The 23,101-nt window shown below is 53.7% G+C and carries 25 protein-coding genes; 5 read left to right on the top strand and 20 right to left on the bottom strand.

Annotated features, from left to right (window positions below):
* Positions 1-31: 31 nt before the first annotated feature.
* Complete coding sequence (pagP, locus tag SK51_RS20455; RefSeq protein ID WP_032621658.1) at positions 32-607, top strand: lipid IV(A) palmitoyltransferase PagP; 576 nt, start codon at positions 32-34, stop codon at positions 605-607.
* A 190-nt stretch (positions 608-797) separates the two neighbouring features.
* Entirely contained in the window at positions 798-1,007 is a 210-nt protein-coding gene (gene cspE, locus SK51_RS20450; protein ID WP_002439184.1) for a transcription antiterminator/RNA stability regulator CspE, read from the top strand.
* Positions 1,008-1,226: 219 nt separating this feature from the next.
* On the opposite strand, the gene crcB is transcribed toward cspE, so the two are convergent.
* Positions 1,227-1,610 (bottom strand): fluoride efflux transporter CrcB, encoded by a 384-nt coding sequence (gene crcB / locus SK51_RS20445; protein ID WP_017382474.1) that lies wholly within the window; start codon positions 1,608-1,610, stop codon positions 1,227-1,229.
* A 67-nt stretch (positions 1,611-1,677) separates the two neighbouring features.
* Here crcB and SK51_RS20440 point away from each other — a divergent pair, with 67 nt between their 5' ends.
* On the top strand, positions 1,678-2,466 hold the full coding sequence (locus SK51_RS20440) for a deaminated glutathione amidase (protein ID WP_022647423.1): 789 nt from the start codon (positions 1,678-1,680) through the stop codon (positions 2,464-2,466).
* Positions 2,467-2,594: 128 nt separating this feature from the next.
* The gene (tatE, locus tag SK51_RS20435; protein WP_022647424.1) at positions 2,595-2,798 is read left to right on the top strand and encodes a twin-arginine translocase subunit TatE; all 204 of its coding nucleotides are present in this window, start codon (positions 2,595-2,597) and stop codon (positions 2,796-2,798) included.
* A gap of 80 nt (positions 2,799-2,878) precedes the next feature.
* Here tatE and lipA read toward each other — a convergent pair whose 3' ends face one another.
* The 14 genes from lipA to leuS form a co-directional block, all read right to left on the bottom strand.
* Positions 2,879-3,844 (bottom strand): lipoyl synthase, encoded by a 966-nt coding sequence (lipA, locus tag SK51_RS20430; RefSeq protein WP_023305686.1) that lies wholly within the window; start codon positions 3,842-3,844, stop codon positions 2,879-2,881.
* Positions 3,845-4,050: 206 nt separating this feature from the next.
* A complete protein-coding gene (locus SK51_RS20425) occupies positions 4,051-5,004 on the bottom strand; it encodes a YbeF family transcriptional regulator (RefSeq protein WP_022647425.1) in 954 nt (317 codons plus the stop codon).
* Positions 5,005-5,295: 291 nt separating this feature from the next.
* Positions 5,296-5,937 (bottom strand): lipoyl(octanoyl) transferase LipB, encoded by a 642-nt coding sequence (gene lipB, locus SK51_RS20420; RefSeq protein ID WP_023299587.1) that lies wholly within the window; start codon positions 5,935-5,937, stop codon positions 5,296-5,298.
* A gap of 94 nt (positions 5,938-6,031) precedes the next feature.
* A complete protein-coding gene (gene ybeD, locus SK51_RS20415) occupies positions 6,032-6,295 on the bottom strand; it encodes a DUF493 family protein YbeD (protein WP_003858718.1) in 264 nt (87 codons plus the stop codon).
* Between the two features lie 107 nt (positions 6,296-6,402).
* Positions 6,403-7,614, bottom strand: coding sequence for a D-alanyl-D-alanine carboxypeptidase DacA (gene dacA, locus SK51_RS20410; protein WP_003858714.1), 1,212 nt, complete (start codon positions 7,612-7,614; stop codon positions 6,403-6,405).
* Positions 7,615-7,753: 139 nt separating this feature from the next.
* On the bottom strand, positions 7,754-8,860 hold the full coding sequence (rlpA, locus tag SK51_RS20405; RefSeq protein ID WP_023305687.1) for an endolytic peptidoglycan transglycosylase RlpA: 1,107 nt from the start codon (positions 8,858-8,860) through the stop codon (positions 7,754-7,756).
* 16 nt (positions 8,861-8,876) lie between these two features.
* Positions 8,877-9,989 (bottom strand): peptidoglycan glycosyltransferase MrdB, encoded by a 1,113-nt coding sequence (gene mrdB / locus SK51_RS20400; protein ID WP_022647428.1) that lies wholly within the window; start codon positions 9,987-9,989, stop codon positions 8,877-8,879.
* 2 nt (positions 9,990-9,991) lie between these two features.
* Positions 9,992-11,893 (bottom strand): peptidoglycan DD-transpeptidase MrdA, encoded by a 1,902-nt coding sequence (mrdA, locus tag SK51_RS20395; RefSeq protein ID WP_015571138.1) that lies wholly within the window; start codon positions 11,891-11,893, stop codon positions 9,992-9,994.
* 28 nt (positions 11,894-11,921) lie between these two features.
* A complete protein-coding gene (rlmH, locus tag SK51_RS20390) occupies positions 11,922-12,389 on the bottom strand; it encodes a 23S rRNA (pseudouridine(1915)-N(3))-methyltransferase RlmH (RefSeq protein WP_048207010.1) in 468 nt (155 codons plus the stop codon).
* Positions 12,390-12,392: 3 nt separating this feature from the next.
* On the bottom strand, positions 12,393-12,710 hold the full coding sequence (gene rsfS / locus SK51_RS20385; RefSeq protein WP_003858696.1) for a ribosome silencing factor: 318 nt from the start codon (positions 12,708-12,710) through the stop codon (positions 12,393-12,395).
* A gap of 268 nt (positions 12,711-12,978) precedes the next feature.
* Entirely contained in the window at positions 12,979-13,644 is a 666-nt protein-coding gene (gene nadD / locus SK51_RS20380) for a nicotinate-nucleotide adenylyltransferase (RefSeq protein ID WP_032670982.1), read from the bottom strand.
* A complete protein-coding gene (holA, locus tag SK51_RS20375) occupies positions 13,637-14,668 on the bottom strand; it encodes a DNA polymerase III subunit delta (RefSeq protein WP_023305689.1) in 1,032 nt (343 codons plus the stop codon). The genes nadD and holA overlap by 8 nt, the downstream gene beginning before the upstream one ends.
* The gene (gene lptE, locus SK51_RS20370) at positions 14,668-15,237 is read right to left on the bottom strand and encodes an LPS assembly lipoprotein LptE (RefSeq protein ID WP_022647432.1); all 570 of its coding nucleotides are present in this window, start codon (positions 15,235-15,237) and stop codon (positions 14,668-14,670) included. The genes holA and lptE overlap by 1 nt, the downstream gene beginning before the upstream one ends.
* Positions 15,238-15,251: 14 nt before the next feature.
* Complete coding sequence (gene leuS / locus SK51_RS20365) at positions 15,252-17,834, bottom strand: leucine--tRNA ligase (RefSeq protein WP_015571136.1); 2,583 nt, start codon at positions 17,832-17,834, stop codon at positions 15,252-15,254.
* Positions 17,835-18,048: 214 nt separating this feature from the next.
* On the opposite strand from leuS, the gene SK51_RS20360 reads away from it, so the two are divergent.
* A complete protein-coding gene (locus tag SK51_RS20360) occupies positions 18,049-18,531 on the top strand; it encodes a zinc ribbon-containing protein (protein ID WP_032621827.1) in 483 nt (160 codons plus the stop codon).
* A 67-nt stretch (positions 18,532-18,598) separates the two neighbouring features.
* Here SK51_RS20360 and rihA read toward each other — a convergent pair whose 3' ends face one another.
* From rihA to SK51_RS20335, 5 genes are all read right to left on the bottom strand, one after another.
* Positions 18,599-19,540 (bottom strand): pyrimidine-specific ribonucleoside hydrolase RihA, encoded by a 942-nt coding sequence (gene rihA / locus SK51_RS20355; RefSeq protein ID WP_023305690.1) that lies wholly within the window; start codon positions 19,538-19,540, stop codon positions 18,599-18,601.
* Between the two features lie 119 nt (positions 19,541-19,659).
* On the bottom strand, positions 19,660-20,385 hold the full coding sequence (locus SK51_RS20350) for an amino acid ABC transporter ATP-binding protein (protein ID WP_006809622.1): 726 nt from the start codon (positions 20,383-20,385) through the stop codon (positions 19,660-19,662).
* On the bottom strand, positions 20,385-21,059 hold the full coding sequence (gltK, locus tag SK51_RS20345; protein ID WP_022647437.1) for a glutamate/aspartate ABC transporter permease GltK: 675 nt from the start codon (positions 21,057-21,059) through the stop codon (positions 20,385-20,387). Before gltK ends, SK51_RS20350 begins: the two co-directional genes overlap by 1 nt.
* On the bottom strand, positions 21,059-21,799 hold the full coding sequence (gene gltJ / locus SK51_RS20340) for a glutamate/aspartate ABC transporter permease GltJ (protein ID WP_015571133.1): 741 nt from the start codon (positions 21,797-21,799) through the stop codon (positions 21,059-21,061). Before gltJ ends, gltK begins: the two co-directional genes overlap by 1 nt.
* 155 nt (positions 21,800-21,954) lie before the next feature.
* A complete protein-coding gene (locus SK51_RS20335; protein WP_048207007.1) occupies positions 21,955-22,860 on the bottom strand; it encodes an amino acid ABC transporter substrate-binding protein in 906 nt (301 codons plus the stop codon).
* Positions 22,861-23,101 lie beyond the last annotated feature (241 nt).

Raw genomic sequence — 23,101 nt, 5'->3', positions numbered from 1 at the left:
TGCACCGAATACTAAATATGGTAATGGCATTGTGATTGTACGAATTAAATTCCCCCTGATTTTATTGTTTATTATTGCGCAGTTATCATTTGCGTCTGCTGTTAATGCACAGAGCAATACAGCGGATAAAAGCTGGTTCACCACCTTCACGGATAACGTTGCGCAAACATGGAACGAACCTGAACATTACGATCTCTATATTCCGGCCATTACGTGGCATGCACGTTTTGCCTACGATAAAGAAAAAACAGACCGTTATAACGAGCGTCCGTGGGGGGCTGGTTTCGGTCAGTCTCGCTGGGATGAAAAAGGTAACTGGCATGGCCTGTACCTGATGGCGTTTAAGGACTCCTACAATAAATGGGAGCCTATTGGTGGCTACGGCTGGGAAAAAACCTGGCGTCCGTTATCAGACGACAACTTCCGTCTGGGACTGGGCTATACGGCAGGGTTTACGGCGCGTGATAACTGGAAGTACATTCCTGTTCCGGTACTGTTGCCGCTTGCCTCCATCGGCTATGGTCCTGCAACGTTTCAGATGACCTACATACCGGGTACGTATAACAACGGTAACGTTTACTTTGCCTGGATGCGGTTTCAGTTTTAACTGAATTTGCCTGGTAAATCGGCCAAAAAACGCACAGACAATGAAATGTAAAGGATAAAAATCGGACAGCGAAAATTAACGCGACTTTTGTCACTTTTTATCAAAGATCCGCTGGACAAAACGCCTCACAATTGTTGTACTGATACCCGACACAGCATTTGTGTCGTTTTTTAATGTAAAGGTAATTTTGATGTCTAAGATTAAAGGTAACGTTAAGTGGTTTAATGAGTCCAAAGGATTCGGTTTCATTACTCCTGAAGATGGCAGCAAAGACGTGTTCGTACACTTCTCTGCAATCCAGTCTAATGGTTTCAAAACTCTGGCTGAAGGTCAGCGCGTAGAGTTCGAAATCACTAACGGTGCCAAAGGCCCTTCTGCTGCTAACGTAATCGCTCTGTAATTCAGACGCGTCAGCAAGAATTTCAAAACCCGCTCAATGAGCGGGTTTTTTTCGTTATGAATCAACCAAAAAGATAGATCTTCAGAAAGCTGGCGACGATCGCGACGCTTAGCAATACCATACCCACGCCTGACAGATTCTCTCTCATGCTATCACCCTCGTTCAATATTGAGCCAAGAATGACAGACAAAAATTAAGCCAACATTAAGGTTGTCGCGCTTAATGTCCGCTGGCGGAGGAAAATAACCAGAATGCGATCGCAGTCATCGCAAACGAGCCAAGCATGTTAACAGCAATGTTCGTCAGCGCCCAGCCCATCCGGCCTTCCTGAAACAGAAACACCACCTCCGCAGAGAAGGTAGAAAACGTCGTTAAACCGCCGCAGAAACCGGTCGTAATCAATACCTTCCACATAGGGTCGATATTGGTCATGCGATTAAACCACGCCAGCCCCATCCCGATGATAAATGCCCCGATCAGGTTTGCCGCCAGTGTCCCCATCGGAATGGCCTGATGCAGCGGGTTAAACCGCATGCTTAAGAGCCAGCGCGCAACGCTACCCGTGCCCCCACCAATAAAAACGGCTATAAGTAGTTGTAACACTGTCAATACCTGCTATTTGCTGTGTAAGTGCGTCGAGTGTAACGCTGTTTTTAACCGGGAGACAATTATGTATGTTGCAGTAGGGCAGTTTGCGGTGACGCCGGACTGGAATGAAAACGCGGACAAGTGCATCTCCCTGATGAACCAGGCGAAGCAAAAAGGGGCGGCGCTGCTGGTGCTTCCTGAAGCGTTACTGGCGCGCGATGATGGCGATCCGGACCTGTCGGTAAAGTCTGCGCAAATGCTGGAAGGGGCGTTTCTGAAACGACTGCTGGCCGAAAGCGTCGGTAACGCGCTCACCACCATTTTGACTATCCATGTTCCCTCCACGCCGGGGCGGGCGGTGAACACGCTGGTGGCGATACGTGAAGGCGCTATTGTCGCAAGCTACGCCAAACTTCATCTGTATGATGCGTTCAGCGTCCAGGAGTCGCGACTGGTCGATCCGGGGAGTGTAATTCCGCCGCTGATTGAGGTGGAGGGTTTTAAGGTTGGCCTGATGACCTGCTACGATATCCGTTTTCCGGAGCTGGCGCTGAACCTGGCACTACAGGGGGCCGAGGTGCTGGTTCTGCCCGCCGCGTGGGTCAGAGGACCGCTTAAGGAGCATCACTGGGTAACGCTACTGGCCGCACGCGCGCTGGACACCACCTGCTATGTAGTGGCTGCGGGTGAATGTGGCAATAAAAATATTGGACAGAGCAGGGTTGTCGATCCGCTGGGAGTGACCGTAGCCGCGGCGGCGGAAGCGCCTGCTTTACTGCTGACGGAGATAACGTCAGCACGAATAACGCTTGCGCGTCAGCAATTACCTGTTCTGCGCAACCGCAGGTTTGCGCCACCGCAATTAATATGATGTTTTTTTCAACAATGCTTGATTCACCTTGTTACAGATTGCTATTGTGTGCGCGCGCCTGATGACCGTTAATACGTTCAGGTTTCTTTGGCGCTGAATGCAGCCTGTTTCATGTAAAGAAGGTATTTATGGGTGAGATTAGTATTACCAAACTGCTGGTGGTTGCCGCACTGGTCGTCCTGCTGTTCGGTACCAAGAAGTTACGCACGCTGGGTGGAGACCTGGGTGCTGCCATTAAGGGCTTTAAGAAAGCAATGAACGATGACGACGCGGCAGCGAAGAAAAGTGCCGAAGATGACATCGCAGCACAGAAGCTTTCACACAAAGAGTAATGGCAATGCTGCAAGGCTTGCATAAAAAAACCGGCTCACGAGGCCGGTTTTTTGTTTTACTGTAAATAAGTTTTACAGCTTTATTTCACTTCTTCGCCCTTCGCCTGCATATCGGCGTGATAAGAGGAGCGAACAAACGGACCGCACGCAGCGTGGGTAAAGCCCATCGCCATCGCTTCGGCTTTCATTTCATCGAACTCATCCGGACTCACGTAACGCTGTACAGGCAGATGGTGACGGCTTGGCTGTAGATACTGCCCCAGCGTCAGCATGGTGACGCCGTGGCGGCGCAGATCGCGCATCACTTCAATGATCTCAGCGTTGGTTTCACCCAGTCCCACCATCAGGCCAGACTTGGTAGGAATATGCGGATGGGCTTCTTTAAAGCGCTCCAGCAGCTTCAGCGACCAGTTGTAATCTGCACCTGGACGCACCTGACGGTAGATACGCGGTACGTTCTCCAGGTTGTGGTTGAACACGTCTGGTGGCGTCACGGTCAGGATATCGAGCGCGCGGTCCATACGGCCACGGAAGTCCGGCACCAGCGTCTCAATCTTAATGTTCGGGCTTTTTTCGCGGATGGCGGTAATGCAGTCAGCGAAATGCTGAGCACCGCCATCGCGCAGATCGTCACGGTCAACGGAGGTGATAACAACATAACGCAGCGCCATATCGGCAATGGTCTGCGCCAGTTTTTGCGGTTCGTTAGCGTCAGGCGCAACAGGACGGCCATGAGCAACGTCACAGAACGGACAGCGGCGGGTGCAGATGGCACCCAGAATCATAAACGTCGCGGTACCGTGATTGAAACATTCAGCAAGGTTAGGGCAGGAGGCCTCTTCACAGACAGAGTGGAGGCCATTTTTGCGCATCGCCGCTTTGATCCCCTGAATACGCGAAGAGTCAGCCGGAAGTTTAATTTTCATCCATTCCGGTTTTCTTAACAGCGCCTCGCGCTCTGTAGCCACGTTTTTAACCGGGATAAGGGCCATTTTATCGGCATCGCGGTATTTAACACCGCGTTCCATCACAATGGGTTTACTCATAGCGTGCGTGTTCCAGTTGCGAATATCGAAGGAAAGCGTTTCAATTCAAGGGAATGTTGTAATTATCAACTATTTTTGAACGAACGACAGGCAGTATATCATTTAAAGGGGCGGTAAAGCAGCCTGCCAGGTCGCCAATTTGTAAAATAGTTGTTGTTTTGTGCCTTTTGCCCCGCATGCGGCAGGGCCTTACGCTGAAAGGCGGATCAAAAAGTCTGGCGGATCACATTGATGACGTTTTCCAGCACCGGATCGCGCAGGCTTAGCTTGTTGTAATGCAGTGAGATTTCAATAGATTCCGTCGTAAGTTGACTTAATGGAATGCTCTCCAGTGGCCAGCACTTTTGAAGCAAAGTGAAGAGACGCACAGGCATGATACAGAGCAAGTCGCTGCTGCCAATCAGGGCCGCGAGGGTAAACATATTGTAACTGCTAAAGCTGATCGGACGGTCCGGGAAGAGTTCGTCAATACGTTGTCGCAGCGGATCCTGCCCCTGTCCTTCGGACATAAATGTCGCATGTTCGTAATGGCGCAAATTTTCTGGCGTCAAAGGTGCGCTCAACGCAGGGTGAGCCTGACGACAAACGAGCGCCAGAGTGTCGGTATAAAGTACGTTATGCCCTAACGCTCTGGCCGTAAAGCTATTGCCGTCGATGATCAGGTCCGTCTGGAATTGCGCCAGCTGTGTTTCCGGATCGGTGACGGGCACGTTGCGGATAAGCAACTGTGGCGCATGCTGTTTCACCGCCTGATAGATGGCCGGCATGACCAGAACGCCCACTGAGGGAGAGGTGCCTATGGTGATAGTTCGTTGCTTATCGTAACTGCCGGTGAGATCCAGCGCGCCCAGTATTGATTCCAGACCCTGGCTGATGTACTCGTGCAGATGGGTGGCGTACGCGGTTGGGGTTACGCCCTGGCCTTTACGAATAAATAACGGATCGGGAAATATCGCGCGCAATTTTTGAATTGACTGGCTAATAGCAGAGGGCGTGAGATTAAGAATTTTCGCAGCATTAACGATACCTTTATGGACATATACCGCCTCAAAAATAGTCAATAAATTGAGATCAATATTACGTAAAGTCCGAAAAATTTGCGGCTTATCTTCGCCGCTGGTTTCATTCAGGCGTTTGGCTGGTAAATTAGTAGGCTCCACGCTCTTACTCCGTATCCATTCACAATATGAATGATAGTTGAATTTATTTATTATGCTTGCAGAGATTCGTAAAGTGTTTAGTAAGTTTCCATTATTTATCGAAAACAAGCAGTTGGGTGATTGTCACGCACGTTACACGAAACCCGGTGATGGTTCTATTAAGGTTCTAATTAATATGTGACGCTAATATATGGGCGACTCGAAAATATAGAATATGCGGTTTATTGTAAAGCGTAAATGCGGTAATTAAGCAGTGGCTGGTCAAATAATTGAGCCACTGCCCAAGGTAAGTTAAGCAGCAATATATTCGTAGGTGGGATTGTTAAGCAGTGCTAAAAAGTTCTTCAGAAGCACGGGCCGGATATTGTCAGGCGTGGCGGTATCGACCCACTGGCGCATTTGCGTCATTTCCATACCGGCATACCCACATGGGTTGATGCGCTGGAAGGGGGCCAAATCCATATTGATATTCAGCGCCAGCCCGTGGAACGAGCAGCCTTTTCGGATACGCAGCCCCAGCGAACAGATCTTCATCTCTCCCACATAAACGCCCGGGGCATCGGCGCGAGGGTGAGCGTCAATATCGTACTCAGCCAGCGTATTCACCACGGTTTGCTCCAGTAAGGTCACGAGCTCACGCACGCCCAGCTTTCTGCGTTTCAGGTTAAGCAGAACATACATCACCTGCTGGCCCGGGCCGTGGTAGGTCACCTGTCCACCGCGATCGCTCTGGATCACCGGGATATCGCCCGTCATCAATAAATGTTCGGCTTTTCCTGCCTGGCCTTGAGTGAACACCGGCAGGTGTTCAACCAGCCAGATTTCATCAGGCGTGGTGTCATCGCGCCTGTCGGTAAAGTCATGCATAGCCTGAGAGACAGGCTCGTAAGGCTGTAGCCCAAGATGGCGGACAAGAATTTTATCCTGGTACAAAAGGATGTCTCCGAAGACAAGGGAGAATAGGTAACGGGGAGTATATCACAGCGGGGAAGTGGGTTACCCGGCAAACCGGGTAACCGCAGAAGGACTACAGCACCATACGAACAATTTCAATATTGCCGAGCTCTTCGTACAGCGTCTCAACCTGCTCAATGTGTGTCGCAGTGATGGTGATTGAGACCGAGTGGTAGTTACCTTTGCTGCTCGGTTTGACTGATGGAGAGTAGTCGCCCGGCGCATGGCGCTGTACCACTTCAACCACCTGATCAACCAGCTCAGGTTTCGCCAGACCCATTACTTTGTAAGTAAAAGGGGTAGGGAATTCAAGCAGTTCGTTAAGTTTGGTTTTCATGTCAGCTCCGGCGTGTGTATAAAAAATAATAACTCCCGCCACGGGGCGGGAGTTTTACTGATACGTAGTATATGGGGATCAAAATCACACTTTCAAGTGTTCAATTTTTAACCAAACCAGTGATGGAACATCAGCTTAATGTAATCAATGATTTTGCCGAAGAAATTGCCTTCAGGAATTTCCTCCAGCACCACCAGCGGGCGCTGATCGATGGTTTTGCCATCCAGCTGGAAGTTGATGGTACCCACGACCTGATTCTTTTGCAGCGGGGCGTGCAGCTCGGTGGTATTCAGCACGTAGCTGGCTTTCAGATCTTTCATACGACCGCGTGGGATCGTCAGATAGAGATCTTTGTCCACACCCAGGGAAGCACGGTCGTTATCGCCAAACCAGACAGGTTCAGAGGCAAATTCTTTACCGGCTTTCAGCGGATTCACGGTTTCGAAGAAGCGGAAGCCCCAGGTCAGCAGTTTTTTACTTTCCGTTTCGCGTCCTTTAAACGTGCGGCCTCCCATCACGGCAGAGATCAGACGCATCTGGCCTTCAGTGGCAGAAGCCACCAGGTTATAGCCGGCTTTGTCGGTGTGACCAGTTTTGATGCCGTCGACGTTCAGGCTATTGTCCCACAGCAGGCCGTTACGGTTGGTCTGACGAATGCCGTTGAAGGTGAACTCTTTCTCTTTATAGATAGAGTACTCGTTTGGCACGTCGCGGATCAGCGCCTGACCGATCAGCGCCATGTCACGCGCGGAGCTGTACTGACCTTCGGCGTCCAGGCCGTGAACGGTCTGGAAGTGGCTGTTTTTCAGGCCCAGCGCAGAGACGTAGCTGTTCATCAGGCCCACAAACGCGTCCTGGCTGCCCGCTGCAAAATCGGCCATTGCCACGCAGGCGTCGTTACCGGACTGCAAGTTGATGCCACGGATAAGCTGAGAGACCGGAACCTGCATGCCTGGCTTCAGGAACATCAGCGATGAACCTTTGAACACCGGGTTGCCGGTTGCCCACGCATCGTTACCGATAGTCACCAGATCGGTTTCTTTAAATTTACCCGCTTTCATGGCCTGGCCGATAACATAGCTGGTCATCATTTTGGTCAGGCTGGCCGGGTCGCGGCGGGCATCGGCGTTCTGTTCTGCCAGAACTTTGCCGGAGTTGTAATCAATCAGGATGTAGGATTCCGCGTCGATCTGCGGAACGCCAGGGATCATGGTCTTGATGTTCAGGTCATCCGCGTGAGCTGCGGAGAACGCAGCAGCGCAAAGGGCCGTGGTCAGCGCCATGCGCTGCACAAAACGAGCAGAAAAAGTGGTCTTCATGGTCAGAACTACGACATCCGTGATGGAATTAAAAAAAGTGCCTTACTATAGCAAATGCTATACGGGCAGGCATCCGACTTTCATCATGAGAGTGTTAACGTGGTTTACACAAACTGACATTTCGGATACCACCGATTAATTACTTCGCAACAGCGATAAACGACTGGAGCTGAGCCTCGCTCTGCAAACGCTGTTGCAGGGACGCTGCCTGCGATTTGCTGGCAAACGGACCCATCTGGATACGCCATACCGCACCGTTTTGCTCAACGCGGCCTGGCACGCCAAACTGCTGGCTTAAACGCTGCTGATACTGCTCTGCACGGGCCCGATCGCTGACGGCGCCAACCTGAACCACGTAGCTGCCGCTCGCCGTCGCAGGCGCCGCAGTCTGCGTAGCAGCCGGTGCGGTCACCGGGGCGGGTTGTGTAGCGGGTGCAGCAACAACGGGCGCAGGCGCTGGGGCAGGTTCATTTGATTCAATCACGCCCGGCGCTAACGTGGTGGGTGCACCAAGGAAACCACTGCTTTTCACCGGGGCGCCTGTCGCATCTTCACTTTGTAGCGTATCGTTGCTGATGGCGTGCACTTCACCCTGCGGCTGCGCGGGCTCTGCTGGCATTGAAGCGCCCCCCATACCACCGCTTAGATCCGGGCGCGCGGGCAGGGCGTAGGTCTGTTTCGCGACCGTGGTACAGGCCGTGCCCGGGCCAGACAGCGAACCATCCTGCGCCACGATAATCGGGTCGATACGCACTTTTGTATTATTTGAGGTATTCAGACGGTCGGCTGCCGCGCGTGACAGGGAGATCACGCGATCGTTGCCGTAAGGGCCACGATCGTTGATACGTACCACGATCATCCGGCCATTCGCCAGGTTAGTGATGCGCGCATAGCTTGGAATAGGCAGTGTCGGGTGTGCCGCCGTGATCTGCATCGGATCGAAGGTTTCACCTGACGCGGTCAGATTGCTGCCTGGCTCAGCGTCATAGATGGCAGCAAAGCCGGCCTGGCTGAAACGGGAAGGATCCTGAACGATTTTATAGCTTTTACCGTCGCGCTGATAATCCTGATTCACGCTGGCGTTCAGCGGTTCATAAACGGGATCGGCACCGCTAATTTCAACAATCGGGCCATTACAGACCGCAGGCTGCGGCGGCGCGACGGTTGCCTGTTGCTGACCATCATCACTTGTACAGGCGGCAAGTAAACTTGCTGCGATGCAGATCCCCAGCCACTGCTTACGCATTGCGATCCCCTTATTTTTATACGCTTTTGGACAACATTTTCCTGTGGGTATGGATCGACATGACGATACCAAACCCGGCCATCAACACGATCAGTGCCGAGCCCCCGTAACTCACCAGCGGCAGCGGTACGCCAACAACCGGCAGAATACCACTCACCATACCAATATTTACGAAGACATAAACGAACAAAATCAACATTAATCCACCCGCCATAACCCGGCCAAAGGTGGTCTGTGCGCGTGCGGCAATGTAGAGCCCACGCATGATCAACAGCACGTAGAGTGCAAGCAGCACCAGGATGCCAACCAGCCCTAACTCCTCAGCCAGAACGGCAAAGATAAAGTCGGTGTGGCGTTCCGGTAAAAATTCGAGCTGCGACTGAGTCCCGTGCAGCCAGCCTTTTCCGCGCAGGCCGCCGGAGCCAATCGCAATCTTCGACTGAATAATATGATAGCCTGCGCCCAGCGGATCGGTCTCGGGATCGAGCAGCATCATCACGCGCTGGCGCTGGTAATCATGCATCAGGAAGAACCAGAGAATAGGAATAAAGGCAGCCAGCAGGACCACCGCGATGCCGATCAGACGCCAGCTCAGGCCGGACAGGAACAGGACGAACAGGCCGGAGAGGGCGATGAGAATCGAGGTACCGAGGTCAGGCTGTGCGGCCACGAGCAGCGTCGGCAGGAAAATTAGCACCAGCGCAATGGCGGTATTCTTCAACGACGGCGGGCAGACGTCGCGGTTAATGAAGCGCGCCACCATCAGCGGAACGGCGATTTTGGCGATTTCTGACGGCTGGAAGCGGACAATCCCCAGATCCAGCCAGCGTTGCGCCCCCTTCGATATAGCACCGAACGCATCTACTGCCACCAGCAAAATGATACAGAAAATATAGAGATAGGGCGCCCAGCCCTCATACACGCGCGGTGGTATTTGCGCCATCACCACCATAATGACCAGACCCATGGCGATCTGGCCAACTTTACGCTCCATCATGCCGATATCCTGGCCGCTGGCGCTCCAGATAACGAGGGCGCTGTACACCAGCAGAGCCAGCAGGATCAGCAGCATGGCAGGGTCGATGTGGATCTTATCCCACAGCGATTTTTTATTCGGATTATCCGTCATGATTATTGGTCCTCCGCCGCAGCGGCTGCCGGGTTTTCAGCTGGCAGTTCGGTGTTGTTATCACCCAGCATGATGTGGTCGAGGATTTGACGCATGATGGTACCCACCGCCGGGCCTGCGCCGCCGTTCTCAAGAATCATCGCCACCGCAACCTGCGGGTTATCATAAGGGGCAAACGCCGTCATGAGCTTGTGGTCACGCAGACGTTCGGCAATTTTATGTGCGTTATAGGTTTCATTCGCTTTCAGACCGAAGACCTGAGCCGTACCTGATTTCGCGGCAACCTTATACGGTGCGCCAGCGAAATATTTGTGCGCCGTCCCGTTAGGGCGGTTGGCTACGCCATACATCCCGTCTTTGGCGATTTCCCAGTACCCGGAATGAATGTCACCCACCGGCGGCTCGTGCGGCTGTATCCATGGCACTTTTTTGCCGTCTTCTACGGTGCTTTGCAGCAGGTGCGGTACTTTCACAACGCCATCGTTGATGAGGATCATCATCGCCTTGTTCATTTGCAGCGGCGTTGCCGTCCAGTAGCCCTGGCCGATGCCCACCGGAATGGTATCACCCTGATACCAGGGTTTTTTAAAGCGCTTCAGCTTCCATTCGCGGGTTGGCATGTTGCCGGAACGTTCTTCCGCCAAATCTATACCGGTGTAATGTCCGTAGCCGAATTTGCTCATCCATTCAGACAGACGATCAATTCCCATGTCGTAGGCGACCTGATAGAAGAAGGTATCCGCCGACTCCTCCAGTGATTTGGTCACGTTCAGATGGCCGTGACCCCATTTTTTCCAGTCACGGTAGCGTTTTTCAGAGCCAGGTAACTGCCACCAGCCAGGGTCAAACAGACTGGTATTACGGGTAATGACGCCCGCGCTCAGCGCAGAAACGGCGACATACGGTTTTACCGTTGAGGCTGGAGGATAAACCCCCTGCGTGGCGCGGTTCACCAGCGGGGTGTTTGGATCGTTGAGCAGGCCGGAGTAATCCTTGCTGGAGATGCCATCCACGAAGAGGTTCGGATCGTAGCTTGGCATAGAAACCATCGCCAGAATACCGCCGGTACGCGGGTCGGTCACGATCACGGCGGCCCGGCTACCCGCCAGCAGCGTTTCGATATACTGCTGTAGCTTCAGGTCGAGCGTCAGATAAACGTCATGTCCCGCCTGTGGGGGAACCTCTTTGAGCTGACGGATCACGCGGCCACGGTTGTTAACTTCAACCTCTTCATACCCGGTCTGACCGTGCAGGACATCTTCGTAATAACGTTCAATCCCAAGCTTGCCAATATCATGGGTTGCGGCGTAGTTAGCCAGCTTGCCGTCTTTATCAAGGCGTTCGACGTCTTTATCGTTAATTTTGGAGACGTAGCCAATGACGTGCGTCAGCGCGGAGCCGTAAGGATAGTAGCGGCGTTTATAGCCTTTGACTTCCACACCGGGGAAACGGTACTGGTTAACGGCAAAACGGGCGACCTGCACTTCCGTCAGGTTGGTTTTTACCGGAATAGAGGTGAAGCGGTGAGAACGTGCGCGCTCTTTTTTGAACGCAGCGATGTCGTCATCAGTCAGGTCGACAACGCTTCTCAGCGCGTTCAACGTATCCTGCACGTTATCCACTTTCTCCGGCATCATCTCTATCTGGTAGATGGTGCGGTTTAGCGCCAGCGGGGTGCCGTTACGATCGTAGATAATGCCGCGGCTGGGCGCGATGGGTACCAGCTTGATACGGTTTTCGTTTGAGCGGGTCTGGTAATCGGTATAGCGGACAATTTGCAGATTATAGAGGTTGGCGATCAGCACGCCGGTAAGCAGCAAAATCCCCGTAAAGGCGACCAGCGCCCGGCGCACAAACAGCGCGGACTCAGCCGTATAGTCGCGAAAAGAATTCTGTAGTTTCATCCGCTGCTTAAATTACCCTGGTCTGTCATTACTCGCGGTGATAAGGGTGGTTGGTAGTGATGCTCCATGCGCGATACAAACTTTCTGCCACGAGAACCCGCACAAGCGGGTGGGGCAACGTCAGCGCCGAGAGTGACCAACTTTGTTCTGCTGCCGCTTTGCAGGCGGGAGATAACCCCTCTGGTCCGCCAATCAACAGACTGACATCACGACCATCCTGCTTCCAGCGCTCCAGTTCGTGCGCCAGCTGCGGCGTATCCCAGGGTTTTCCCGGGATATCGAGGGTCACGATGCGGTTTTTGCCTGCGGCAGCCAGCATCAGCTCTCCCTCTTTATCGAGAATACGTTTGATATCTGCGTTCTTGCCGCGCTTTCCTGCTGGGATCTCCACCAGTTCGAACGGCATATCTTTTGAGAAACGACGCAGATACTCAGTAAAACCGGTTTGTACCCAGTCCGGCATTTTGGTGCCGACGGCGACCAGTTGCAACTTCACGCATTAACCCCAGAGTTTTTCCAGCTCATACAGGCGACGGCTCTCTTCCTGCATGACGTGGACAATCACATCGCCGAGATCGACAACCACCCAGTCAGCGGTCGCTTCACCTTCAACGCCCAGCGGAAGCAGCCCTGCCGCGCGCGATTCCTGAACAACATGGTCAGCAATCGAAACAACGTGACGAGTTGAGGTCCCGGTGCAGATGATCATGCAGTCGGTGATGCTGGATTTACCCTTAACGTCGATAGCGATGATGTCCTGACCTTTCAGGTCATCAATTTTGTCGATAACAAAATCCTGGAGTGCTTTACCCTGCAAGTTTTCCCCCTGGGTGAATGAGATTGTACAACTATGAATTCGTGGCCAGTCAGTATACCTGAACTGACGCCAGTCGCGGGACAAATGTCACCGCCCGGCTTTTGAAGGCGGGTATCATCCCACCCTCCGCCTGAGATTGCATCGCCATTTTTGTAAAACAATTTCTGTAAAGCAGCGATCGGCGGGAAAGTCTGGCAGCGGAGGATATCAGTATGGCTTAGCCTGTCAAGGCAGGATAAACATTAACAGACAATTTCGCCGGTGATGATCAGGCATCTGTACTTTTCTGATACAAACCGTGTGCGTGGATATAGGCCAGCACGGGCGAGGGCAGGAGATCGTCACAGTCTAAACCCTGCTGGAGACGCTCGCGGATGAGGGTCGCGGAAATATCAAACCACGGCGTTTCAGCGAGGTAAATTTTCCCGGCGGGTAGACTGTGCAGGTCTTCTATATTGTCCGTCAGATGCGCGTCAAGCCACTGCTGATGCTGCGCGTCGCGCATGGTCAACGGGTAGCCCGGACGGCGGCAGACCAGCAGATGACTGTTTTCCAGAATGGTTTCGTACTGGTACCAGCTGGGAAAGTTGAGCAAGGAATCCTGGCCGATGATAAACGCCAGCGGTTGCATAGGCCCCTGCTCAGCGCGCCACTCCCGCAGCGTTTGCGATGTCCAGGAAGGGGTATCCCTGCGCAATTCGCGCTCATCCAGCGTGAAGAGAGGCTTATCTGCGATAGCCAGCGCGAGCATCGCTTTGCGCTGCTCGCTGGTTGCTTCTGGCTGAGGACGATGCGGAGGAACATTGTTGGGCATGATGATTACCCGCTGCAACCCAATCAAATTCGCGAGGATTTCTACCGGTTTAAGATGCCCATAGTGTACCGGGTCGAAGGTCCCGCCATACATTGCCCGTAAAGAATGCATATCACCCATCGATAAATACGTCTGCCAGCGCCTTATGGCAGAGCAGCAAAGAGAGGCTCTCCAGCTCCGCCCAGACAGACTGGCCGTAGTCCTGTTTTAACGTCAGTTCGGCGCGCATCAGAAGTTGCACTGCCTGACGCAACTGCTCCTGGCTCAGGCGGTTTATCGCCTCCGTGGTCATCGCCCGACGGTTCTGCCAGACGCGATGTTTATCGAATAAGGCGCGCAGGGGCGTATGTGCCGACTGACGTTTAAGGTTGTTCAGCAGCAGTAATTCGCGCTGGAGCGTGCGGAGCAGAATGATCGGCTCACTCCCTTCCAGGCGCAGCTGTTGCAGTATGTGCAGGGCTCGCTTACTTTTCGCCGACAGCAGCGCATCAACCCAGTGGAAGGGAGTAAAGTGCGCGGCATCATTCACCGCCTGTTCCACGCGCGGTAGCGTCAGCTTGCCATCGGGCCACAGTAGGGCGAGCCTGTCCAGCGCCTGCGCCAGTGCCAGAAGGTTGCCTTCATAGCAATAGCAAAGGAGCTGGCTGGCGGCATCATCCAGTTGCAGATTGTGCAGCTTTGCGCGCGCGGCAACCCATTTTGGCAGATGCGCCTGTTCTGGCGTCTGGCAGGTAACCAGTACCGCATTGGTGGCAAGCTGGGTAAACCAGGCCGCGTTTTCCTGCGCTTTCGTGAACTTGTTACCGCGTACGATAAGCAGCAGATCGCCGTGTAATAAACTCACCAGCATGGTCAGCTGTTCATTGATGGCCGCGTTAGGACCATTCTCTGGCAGCACGATCTGGATTGTCTGACGAGAGGCAAACAGGCTCATGGCCTGACAAAGCGAGAAGATAGCGTTCCAGTCGGTACTGTTATCGATCTGGAACGTATGATGCTCATCGAAACCCTGCGCGGCTGCCGCATGGCGAACCGCATCAAGGCTTTCCTGAAGTAACAGGGGGTCATTGCCGAGTAGCAGATAGGCCGCGCGCAGCCCTTCGTTGAGCTGCGCGCGGAGTTGTTCAGGATACAACCTGATCATCAGTTACCCAGCGACGTTGGCATATCCGGCGTGCTGGCATCCGGTGTTTCGATAACGTCAGCGCCTTTTTTCGTCGACGCGGCAATGGCAGGCAGTCTGCGGATCAGTTGCTCCGCGGCCTTATCATACATTTCCTTGATGATAATCTGCTGTTCGGCGTCTTTTGCCAGGGCCGTCTGCGGGTTATCGAAGAACGAGCGGTAGACTTTGGTATTGATAGGGTAAATATCTTTACCTGGCATTAAAACGGCCGCATCAACGGTAAGCACCATTTGATATTCCGCGGTTCGTCCATCCTGGAAGATCGATGCCGTGTCTTGTGACAGCGTTGATTTCAGGACGCGGAGCGAAGGAACATCCTGACGCAGGGTTCCCTTCTCGATCAGCTCAACATCGTTCAAACGCAGCTGGTTACGAATGGCCCGGCTCAGCGGTCCATTCGGATCGGATGAGTCGAAGATCATTGTTTTCATCTGAGCAGGCACTGCCGTGGTATTGCGCAGGTGCCAGCCGCAGCCAGCGGTGACCAGCACCGCCAGAGATAAGAGTATTGTTGCCAGGTGTCGCACGTTTCCTCCCGCGCTTAGCCAACGACCAGATTCAGCAGTTTACCGGGTACGTAGATCACTTTACGTACGGTAACGCCCTCAAGGTATTTCGCGACCAGATGCTCCTGGCCTGCGCGCTCGCGAACCTGTTCTTCGGTTGCGTCGACCGCGACGGTAATTTTACCGCGCACTTTACCGTTAACCTGCACCACAACCAGCGTGGTGTTTTCCACCATAGCGGATTCATCCGCCACTGGCCACGGCGCGTTGTCGATATCCCCTTCGCCTTTCAGCTCCTGCCACAGGGTGAAGCTAACGTGCGGCGTGAACGGGTTCAGCATGCGAACGACCGCCAGCAGCGCTTCGCGCATTAACGCGCGATCCTGCTCGCCGTCCTGCGGGGCTTTCGCCAGCTTGTTCATCAGTTCCATAATAGCCGCAATTGCGGTATTGAAGGTCTGACGACGACCAATATCATCGGTGACTTTCGCAATGGTTTTATGAACATCACGACGCAGCGCCTGCTGATCTTCGCTCAGTGCAGCTACGTTCAGCGCTGGCGCATCACCTTGTGAGGTGTGCTCGTAAACCAGTTTCCAGACGCGTTTCAGGAAGCGGTTTGCCCCTTCAACGCCGGATTCCTGCCATTCCAGCGTCATATCTGCCGGGGAGGCGAACATCATGAACAGACGCACGGTGTCAGCGCCGTAACGCTCAACCATCACCTGCGGGTCGATACCGTTATTTTTAGACTTGGACATCTTGCTCATGCCGGTATAAACCAGTTCATGACCTTCGGCGTCTTTCGCCTTCACGATACGGCCTTTCTCGTCGCGCTCCACAATCGCATCAACCGGAGAAACCCAGTTACGTTCACCGTTCGCGCCAACGTAGTAGAACGCATCTGCCAGCACCATACCCTGACACAGCAGCTGTTTTGCCGGTTCGTCGGAGTTGACCAGGCCTGCGTCACGCATCAGTTTGTGGAAGAAGCGGAAGTAGAGCAGGTGCATGATGGCGTGTTCAATGCCACCGATATAGATGTCTACCGGCAGCCAGTAGTTTGCAGCATCGGAATCCAGCATGCCTTCTTTGTACTGCGGGCAGGTGTAGCGCGCATAGTACCAGGAGGATTCCATAAAGGTGTCAAAGGTGTCGGTTTCACGCAGCGCTGGCTGACCGTTGACGGTGGTTTTTGCCCACTCAGGATCGGCTTTGATCGGGCTGGTGATGCCGTCCATGACCACGTCTTCCGGCAGGATCACCGGCAGCTGATCTTCCGGCGTTGGCATCACGGTGCCGTCTTCCAGGGTCACCATTGGGATTGGCGCACCCCAGTAACGCTGACGGGAAACGCCCCAGTCGCGCAGACGGTAGTTGACTTTACGCTCGCCCACGCCCAGCGAGGCCAGTTTGTCGGCGATGGCGTTGAAGCCCTCTTCGAAGCTCAGGCCGCTGAACTCACCGGAGTTAAACAGGGTGCCTTTTTCAGTCAGCGCTTGCTCAGAGAGATCGGGTTCAGAGCCGTCAGCAGCAAGAATAACAGGCTTGATGGTCAGGCCGTATTTGGTGGCAAATTCGTAGTCGCGCTGATCGTGACCCGGCACGGCCATCACGGCGCCTGTGCCGTATTCCATCAGTACGAAGTTGGCGGCCCAGACGGGGATGGCTTCGCCCGTCAGCGGGTGGATCGCTTTGAAGCCGGTATCAACGCCTTTTTTCTCCATCGTCGCCATGTCGGCTTCGGCCACTTTCGTGTTGCGGCATTCGTCGATAAAGGTCGCCAGCTCCGGATTGTTTTCCGCCGCTTTTTGCGCCAGCGGGTGACCTGCGGCCACGGCCAGGTAGGTCGCGCCCATGAAGGTGTCCGGACGGGTGGTGTAGACGGTCAGCGTCTGGTCGTAGTTTTCTACGTTAAAGGTAATTTCCACACCTTCGGAACGGCCGATCCAGTTGCGCTGCATGGTCTTAACGGTGTCAGGCCAGTGATCCAGATTATCCAGATCGTTCAGCAGTTCGTCAGCGTAGGCGGTGATTTTGATAAACCACTGCGGGATCTCTTTACGCTCAACTTTGGTGTCGCAGCGCCAGCAGCAGCCATCGATAACCTGCTCGTTCGCGAGAACGGTCTGGTCGTTCGGGCACCAGTTAACGGCGGACGTTTTCTTGTAGACCAGGCCTTTTTTATACAGCTCGGTGAAGAACTTCTGCTCCCAGCGGTAGTATTCCGGGGTACAGGTTGCCAGCTCGCGGCTCCAGTCATAGCCAAAGCCCAGCATTTTCAGCTGGTTTTTCATGTACGCGATGTTGTCGTACGTCCACGGAGCCGGTGCCGTGTTGTTTTTCACCGCCGCGCCTTCAGCAGGCAGGCCGAACGCATCCCAGCCGATAGGCTGAAGTACGTTTTTGCCCAGCATACGCTGGTAGCGTGCAATCACGTCACCGATGGTGTAGTTACGCACGTGGCCCATGTGTAGTCGACCAGAAGGATAGGGAAGCATCGACAGGCAGTAATACTTCTCTTTGCTCTCGTCTTCGGTTACTTCAAAGGTGCGCTTCTCGTCCCAGTGTTGCTGGACTTTTGATTCTATCTCTTCCGGGCGGTATTGCTCTTGCATGGCAGCCAGTGGTCCTGTGTTCAATACAGCTACAAATGTAGCCAATGGATGTGGTAATTCAGATCCGCATAGCATAGCCCAAACGCCCGCGTCAAAACAGCCTTTCACGCAAATGCACTTTGCAGGAATTTACCGGGTCTGTGCTTCACCTGACAAAGCTGCGACGAAATAAGGTCTATTATTAGAGACAGTTACTTACCCGGGAGGCAAAATGATGAACAAGGTTGCTCAATTTTACCGTGAACTGGTAGCGACTCTGACGGAAAGGCTGCGTAACGGCGAGCGTGATATCGACGCGTTGGTCGAACAGGCACGCGCACGCGTGACGCAAACGGGTGAGTTATCGCGAACCGAAGTGGAAGAGGTGACGCGCGCCGTGCGCCGCGACCTGGAAGAGTTTGCGCGAAGCTATGAAGAGAGCCAGGACGAAATCGCCGACAGTGTTTTTATGCGGGTAATTAAAGAGAGCCTGTGGCAGGAGCTGGCGGATATTACCGATAAAACCCAACTGGAGTGGCGCGAGGTATTCCAGGATTTAAACCACCACGGTGTCTATCACAGCGGCGAAGTGGTGGGGCTGGGGAACCTGGTGTGTGAGAAGTGCCACCACCATATCGCCGTTTATACGCCGGAGGTGCTGTCGCTGTGTCCGAAATGCGGGCACGACCAGTTCCAGCGTCGGCCGTTTGAGCCGTAGGTAAAAGCAAAACGGCAACGTCGTTGCCGTTTTTAGTGTCTGCTCCCTCTCCCTGTGGGTGAGGGCATCAGGCCGCAGAATAATAAGCCAGCCTCTCCGCCAGCAAATCCACAAACGCTTTCCGATCGATATCCACCATCACTGTGGTATTCGGCTTGTTTCCCGTCAGCGAGTAATAGTCCACCACCGTCATTCCCTGGGTATATTTCCCCTGTGTTTCCACACCAACCCAACGCTCGACCGTGGTAAACATTTCCGGCTTCAGTAGCCAGGCGATGGTGCATGGGTCATGCAGCGGGGCGCCGTGGAATCCCCACTTCTCGGCTTTGTGATACACCATAAAGAAATCGAGCAGCTCTGCCACGGTTGTTGCAACCGGGTTACCCACAGTACGAAATCGTTCGATGTCCTGCGCCATAATTTGTGCGCGGTGGGTAACGTCCAGCCCCGCCATCACAATCGGCAGGCCCGACTGGAAGACGATTTCCGCGGCTTGCGGGTCAACAAAGATGTTGAACTCCGCGACTGGCGTCCAGTTCCCCAGCCCCATTGCCCCGCCCATGATGACGATACGGGCGATATTGCTGTGCAGTTCAGGATGGCTGTTCAGCAGCAGCGCTACGTTGGTCTGTGGGCCGGTCGACACCAGCGTCACGGGCTCTGCGCTTTCACGCAGAACTTTCGCCATGAGCTCGACGGCAGTACAGTTTTGTGGTGCGAAACCCGGCTCCGGCAGCGCCGGGCCATCCAGCCCACTTTCACCGTGAACGTTATCCGCAATGATCAGCTCGCGCATTAGCGGCTTAATGGCGCCACCTGCGACCGGAATATCGGTGCGTTTTAGCAGCGTTAACATGCGCAACACGTTTCGCAGGGTTTTATCCGGCGTCTGGTTCCCTGCAGAGGAGGTGACAGCTTTTACGTCCAGTTCAGGGGAGGCAAGAGCAAGGACGAGTGCGATTGCGTCATCATGACCCGGATCGCAGTCGAGAATAATAGGCTGTGCCATGGCGTTCTCCATTCTTAGCATTATTTGTGACAAGGTTAACGCTGCGATGTGACGCCGAATAGAAAAAGAGATCTAAAGCGTGAAGCAGTGCGCAATCCACAGATTGCGCACTAAAAAGATTAATGCAGGATTTTGGCGAGGAAGTCTTTTGCACGTTCAGATTTAGGATTTGCGAAGAACTCTTCTTTCGGTGAGTCTTCAACAATTTTCCCTTCATCCATGAAGATCACACGGTTGGCCACTTTACGGGCGAAGCCCATTTCGTGCGTCACCACCATCATGGTCATCCCTTCGTGCGCCAGTTCCACCATAACGTCCAGCACTTCGTTGATCATCTCAGGATCGAGCGCGGACGTCGGCTCATCAAACAGCATCGCCACCGGATCCATGCACAGCGCACGCGCGATTGCCACGCGCTGCTGTTGGCCACCTGAAAGCTGCGCAGGGAACTTATCCGCATGTGCAGACAGCCCGACGCGTTCCAGCAACTTCAGCCCCTTTTCACGCGCCGCTTTTTTGTCGCGCTTCAGCACTTTCACCTGCGCCAGCGTCAGGTTCTCAATGATGGAGAGGTGAGGGAACAGCTCAAAATGCTGGAACACCATCCCAACGTGGGAGCGAAGCTGGGCAAGGTTGGTTTTGCGGTCATTCACTTTGGTGCCGTTAACGACAATCTCGCCCTGCTGGACAGGTTCCAGCCCATTAACGGTTTTGATAAGCGTCGACTTACCGGAGCCGGACGGGCCGCATACCACCACCACATCGCCTTTTTTCACTTCTGTTGAGCAGTCGGTCAGCACCTGAAAGTGCCCATACCATTTAGAAACATTTTTCAGGGAAATCATTATACGGTCCTTTTCTTCAGCCAGCTGACCAACAGCGATGCGCTTAAACTAATCACAAAATAGACCCCGCCCGCGAAGAGGATCATCTCAACCTGCGTTCCGTCACGTTCGCCAATGGTGGAGGCGGTACGGAAGAAGTCTGCCAGGCTCAGCACGTAGACCAGGGAGGTATCCTGGAACAGGACGATGCCCTGCGTCAGCAGCAGCGGAACCATGGCGCGAAACGCCTGCGGCAGAATAATGAGCTTCATGGACTGCCAGTGCGTCATACCGAGCGCCAGCGCAGCGCTGGACTGCCCGCGCGAGATACTCTGAATACCTGCGCGGATGATCTCGGAGTAGTAGGCGGCTTCAAACATGGAGAATGCCACCATGGCAGAGATCAGGCGGATATCGGTTTTCGGCGACAGTCCCAGCACGTTCTGTAAAAAGCCGGGAACAATCAGGTAAAACCACAACAGCACCATGACCAGTGGAATGGAGCGGAACACGTTAACGTAAGCCGTAGCAAACCAGGCGAGCGGTTTAAAGCTCGACAGGCGCATCACTGCCAGCAGGGTGCCCCAGACAATACCGACGATAATGGCGATTACGGTGATCTTTAAGGTGATCGCCAGTCCATCCAGCAGATAAGGCATGGAGGGAACAATGGAACTCCAGTCAAATTCGTACATTACTTGCCCCCCAGATTGCCCGGCAGGCGTACTTTGCGTTCAACCAGGTTCATCACCAGCATGATGAAAGCGTTAATCAGAACATAGGCGAGCGTGATTGCCGTGAAGGATTCCCATGCGTGAGCGGAGTAATCCAGCAGTTTGCCCGCCTGCGCCGCCATATCTACCAGACCAATGGTTGAGGCGATGGCCGAGTTTTTTACCAGGTTCATCATCTCGGAGGTCATCGGCGGAACGATGACGCGGTAAGCGTTAGGCAGCAGTACGTAACGGTAGGCTTGTGGCAGGGTCAGGCCCATCGCCAGTGCCGCATTCTTTTGTCCGCGTGGCAGTGACTGTATGGCGGCACGCACCTGCTCGCAGACGCGCGCAGCGGTGAACAGTCCCAGACACAGCATGGAGGAGACAAAGAATTGTACGTTAGGATCCAGCTCGGCCTTGAACCACATGCCGAGATCTTCCGGCAGCAGTTCCGGGATCACCAGATACCAGGTAAAGAACTGCACGATCAGCGGAACGTTACGGAACAGTTCCACATAGAGCGTGCCAATCGAAGAGAGAAAACGGTTAGGGACGGTACGCAGAATACCGAACAGCGAACCGACAAGAAACGCGATAATCCACGCCGTTATCGATAACGCAACGGTAACCTGAAAGCCGCTCCACAGCCAGCCGAGATAGGTGGTGTTGCCGAACGGGGCTTGTTGCAGAAAGATGCCCCAGTTCCAGTCAATTGACATAGTAAACTCCAGAAAAAAGAGGGTAGCAGCGCTACCCTCGAAGATTGGTGAGAAGCTCAATTTTTGCGCTGAGTGGGGAACGACCACTCAACGTATAGTCTGTCCATGCTTCCCGACAATCGAGAGGGCAGGAGATCCCGCCCCTGTCGTTCTAGTTAGTTAAGAGCTTTGTCGTTTGGTGATTTGAACAGCGCTTTCATGTCGTCAGACAGTTCAAAGTTCATGTTCAGGTTTTTTGGTGGAATTGGGTTCTTGAACCATTTGTCGAACCATTTTGCCGCTTCGCCAGAGGTTTGCGCCTGAGCGATGGTGTCATCGATCAGCTTTTTGAAGCCTTCATCGCCTTTACGCAGCATACAGCCGTAAGCTTCTTTCGACTGCGCAGTCCCGACGATTTCCCAGTTGTCTGGTTTCTTCGCCTTGGCGCGCTCGCCTGCCAGCAGAGCGTCATCCATCATAAACGCAACGGCACGACCGCTTTCCAGGGTACGGAAGGAGTCGCCGTGATCTTTCGCGCTGATGATGCGCATGTCCATTTTCTTCTCGTCGTTCAGCTTGTGCAGCAGCACTTCGGACGTGGTACCGGAGGTCACGACAACCGCTTTGCCTTTCAAGTCAGCAAAATCTTTGATATCGCCGCCTTTCTTCGTCAGCAGGCGGGTGCCTACAACGAAGATGGTGTCCGAGAAAGCGGCCTGTTTCTGACGCTCAAGGTTGTTGGTGGTTGAGCCACATTCAAAATCAAATGTGCCGTTTTGCAGCAGAGGAATACGGTTCTGTGAAGTGATGGGGATCAGCTTCACTTGCAGGTCAGGTTTGTTCAGCTTTTTCTTCACGGCTTCAACGATGGCGTTGGAGTAATCCTGTGAATAGCCCACGACTTTTTGCGTGTTGTCGTAGTAAGAGAACGGGACAGAAGATTCACGGTGGCCGACCACGATCACGCCGTTTTTGGCAATCTTGTCGAGAGTGCTTCCTGCTGCCGGAGCCTCTTCAGCGTGAACGATGCCCGCAGACATTCCCATAACCAGCATTGCTGTGGCCAGTTTACGTAATTGCATACCCAACTCCTTTCTTATCAGCGCCAGTGACGCTTTGATACCCATTGTGATGTTGTTATATCTCGCGCAATGCGAGTGCAGTGTTATGCAAGCTTGTTAACATTTAGTCTGGCTTAATGTAAAGATTTTGCTGCGTTATTGTTTATTTTTGCGAAGCGCGCCGCACCATTCAGAGGCAATAATCTCTCGTTGCACCGTTTCGGTGCTACCGGAGATCCATGCTGGTGCGACAAGGTTGCAC

The sequence above is a fragment of the Enterobacter sp. MGH85 genome, from assembly GCF_001037655.1.
Taxonomy (GTDB): Bacteria; Pseudomonadota; Gammaproteobacteria; order Enterobacterales; family Enterobacteriaceae; genus Enterobacter; species Enterobacter intestinihominis.
The sequence above is the reverse complement of the archived record's forward strand: the minus strand, read 5'-3'. Positions and strand labels throughout refer to the sequence as shown.

Bases quoted from the DNA above. Each gene is read 5' to 3' on its own strand.
- SK51_RS20360 (WP_032621827.1), top strand. From the start codon at position 18,049: ATGAACAAGGTTGCTCAATTTTACCGTGAACTGGTAGCGACTCTGACG.
- cspE (WP_002439184.1), top strand. From the start codon at position 798: ATGTCTAAGATTAAAGGTAACGTTAAGTGGTTTAATGAGTCCAAAGGA.
- gltK (WP_022647437.1), bottom strand. From the start codon at position 21,059: ATGTACGAATTTGACTGGAGTTCCATTGTTCCCTCCATGCCTTATCTG.
- gltJ (WP_015571133.1), bottom strand. From the start codon at position 21,799: ATGTCAATTGACTGGAACTGGGGCATCTTTCTGCAACAAGCCCCGTTC.
- rihA (WP_023305690.1), bottom strand. From the start codon at position 19,540: ATGGCACAGCCTATTATTCTCGACTGCGATCCGGGTCATGATGACGCA.
- SK51_RS20335 (WP_048207007.1), bottom strand. From the start codon at position 22,860: ATGCAATTACGTAAACTGGCCACAGCAATGCTGGTTATGGGAATGTCT.
- nadD (WP_032670982.1), bottom strand. From the start codon at position 13,644: ATGGGTGATATGCATTCTTTACGGGCAATGTATGGCGGGACCTTCGAC.
- mrdB (WP_022647428.1), bottom strand. From the start codon at position 9,989: ATGACGGATAATCCGAATAAAAAATCGCTGTGGGATAAGATCCACATC.
- holA (WP_023305689.1), bottom strand. From the start codon at position 14,668: ATGATCAGGTTGTATCCTGAACAACTCCGCGCGCAGCTCAACGAAGGG.
- tatE (WP_022647424.1), top strand. From the start codon at position 2,595: ATGGGTGAGATTAGTATTACCAAACTGCTGGTGGTTGCCGCACTGGTC.
- dacA (WP_003858714.1), bottom strand. From the start codon at position 7,614: ATGAAGACCACTTTTTCTGCTCGTTTTGTGCAGCGCATGGCGCTGACC.
- leuS (WP_015571136.1), bottom strand. From the start codon at position 17,834: ATGCAAGAGCAATACCGCCCGGAAGAGATAGAATCAAAAGTCCAGCAA.
- mrdA (WP_015571138.1), bottom strand. From the start codon at position 11,893: ATGAAACTACAGAATTCTTTTCGCGACTATACGGCTGAGTCCGCGCTG.
- ybeD (WP_003858718.1), bottom strand. From the start codon at position 6,295: ATGAAAACCAAACTTAACGAACTGCTTGAATTCCCTACCCCTTTTACT.
- rlpA (WP_023305687.1), bottom strand. From the start codon at position 8,860: ATGCGTAAGCAGTGGCTGGGGATCTGCATCGCAGCAAGTTTACTTGCC.
- SK51_RS20350 (WP_006809622.1), bottom strand. From the start codon at position 20,385: ATGATTTCCCTGAAAAATGTTTCTAAATGGTATGGGCACTTTCAGGTG.
- lipA (WP_023305686.1), bottom strand. From the start codon at position 3,844: ATGAGTAAACCCATTGTGATGGAACGCGGTGTTAAATACCGCGATGCC.
- SK51_RS20440 (WP_022647423.1), top strand. From the start codon at position 1,678: ATGTATGTTGCAGTAGGGCAGTTTGCGGTGACGCCGGACTGGAATGAA.